The organism is Candidatus Accumulibacter vicinus (assembly GCF_000584955.1).
GTDB classification, from domain to species: Bacteria; Pseudomonadota; Gammaproteobacteria; order Burkholderiales; family Rhodocyclaceae; genus Accumulibacter; species Accumulibacter vicinus.
Genome location: NZ_JDSS02000016.1, coordinates 109,343 through 110,968, shown reverse-complemented (window position 1 = coordinate 110,968; position 1,626 = coordinate 109,343). Strand labels below are relative to the sequence as shown.

Genomic DNA, 1,626 nt, shown 5'->3' with positions numbered 1-1,626 from the left:
GGTCGATGCCGGACCCAGGAAAATCACCGAGCCGAACACCGGATCGTCGGCAACGCCCAGACGCAGTGCGGGCGCACCACTGCGGGCCGCTCCCGGTCGCAGCCGGTAAGCACTGACGCGGCTGCCAGGTTGCTGGGTGCGTACACGGCGGCGAAGGTCGCGCGCCGCGACGCGAATCTCTGCCGGCGACCGCAAACCCCAAGCGCCCTCCGGAAACTCTGCTCCACTGGCCAGCTGCCGAGCTATCGCTGTTGAAGCGACATTGCGTCGGACGAGGAGAAGAACATGTTTGCGGTCTATGGCTTGAACGGGCTGACCCCCCCGCGCCTGCCAGTAGGTATCGACATTCGCCAGTGCGAGCGAACCCGGTGGGGCCTCTGGCAAATATAGTGCCTTTCCGTGCTGCGTGGTCTGACCCCGGTTTCCCCTGCAACGCCAGCTAAACGCCGCCCTGCCGCTCGCTTGAACGAATCCTTCAGTCCGGCAGGCTGTTGAGCATGAACATCGCCTGCAGCACCTCGCTGGGTTTGCCCAGCGGCTCGAACCAGCGCTGAAGGATCTGCCCGATATCGCCGCTGCGATAGAGGCGTGACAGGGAACGATCGACAAGCAGCCGGAATTCAGCATCACGGCGCATCATCAGGCCGTAGGGCTCGTAGGTGAACTGGGTCTCCGAGATCTCGTAGGAACGCTCTTCGCCCTTCACGGCAGCGATCGTCACCAGCACGGTGCGATCCGCCGCATAGGCCGTGGCGGTTCTGTCCTGCAGCGCCTTCAGGGCGGCATCGTGGTCGGCGACCTTGAGCAGGTGGATACCGATTTTCTCCGCCGCCACCAGCGCGTCGAAGACCTTTTCGGTCGTCGTGCCTGCAACGACGGCGACGCGCTGGCCGTTGATCTGTACCAGGGTCTTCGGTTTCTCGCCCTTCAGGAAGAGCAGGCTGGCGCCATCGACGTAGGTCATCACGCTGAAGTCGAAGTCGGCACGGCGCGACAGGGTCTGCGTGGTGTTGCCGCACTCCAGATCGATCTTGCCGCTTTTCAGCGACTCGAAACGGTTCTGCGCCGTGACCGGCACCCAGCGCACCTGGAGATTCGGCATGTTCAGCTGCCTGGTCACGTCTTTGGCAACGATCTCGCACAAATCGATGCTGTAGCCGCGCGGCTTGCTGTCGCCGGCGATGAATGAGAACGGCATGGAGTTCTCGCGGTAGCCGAGTTTGAGGACGCCGCTTTGCTTGATTTTCGCCAGGGTGGATTCGGCGGCAGCCGCGGGCAAGGCAATGGCCAGGCTCGCGGCAAGGATGGCAACGATCAGCTTGCGCATGGTGGTTTTCTCCTTGGGGTGGGAATGGAAGTAAGTGTAGCGCGAGTCGGTCCGCTTGCGTTAAGGATAGGAAATCCCAAGATCGTATCCCATTCGTCGAGCTTCTGCAGCGTCCGCCGGTCGCGCACGCCGATGCGGCCACGTCCCTTGCCGTACTCCGTTTCGGTGGTCAGCAGCACTTCGCCGTTGGCGGCGACGACGGCGTGGCCGCAGAAACGCCGCGCCGACGATTCCTCCAGCGAGACCTGCTGCTGCACCTTGCCCTGCGCGTCGCAGCGCATCAGCCAGGTGCCGGGGCG

3 protein-coding genes are annotated in these 1,626 nt (G+C 63.7%); all 3 read right to left on the bottom strand.

Annotated elements, in window-relative coordinates; all coding sequences use genetic code 11:
• A partial coding sequence (locus tag CAPSK01_RS21850; protein WP_273703103.1) for an acetate--CoA ligase family protein occupies window positions 1–384 on the bottom strand: 384 nt, incomplete at its 3' end.
• 91 nt (window positions 385–475) lie between these two features.
• On the bottom strand, window positions 476–1,327 hold the full coding sequence (locus CAPSK01_RS04830; protein WP_034923214.1) for an amino acid ABC transporter substrate-binding protein: 852 nt from the start codon (window positions 1,325–1,327) through the stop codon (window positions 476–478).
• Window positions 1,315–1,626 (bottom strand): DUF1513 domain-containing protein (locus CAPSK01_RS04825; RefSeq protein ID WP_034923213.1); only part of this gene is annotated, 312 nt, incomplete at its 5' end. The genes CAPSK01_RS04830 and CAPSK01_RS04825, both read right to left, overlap by 13 nt.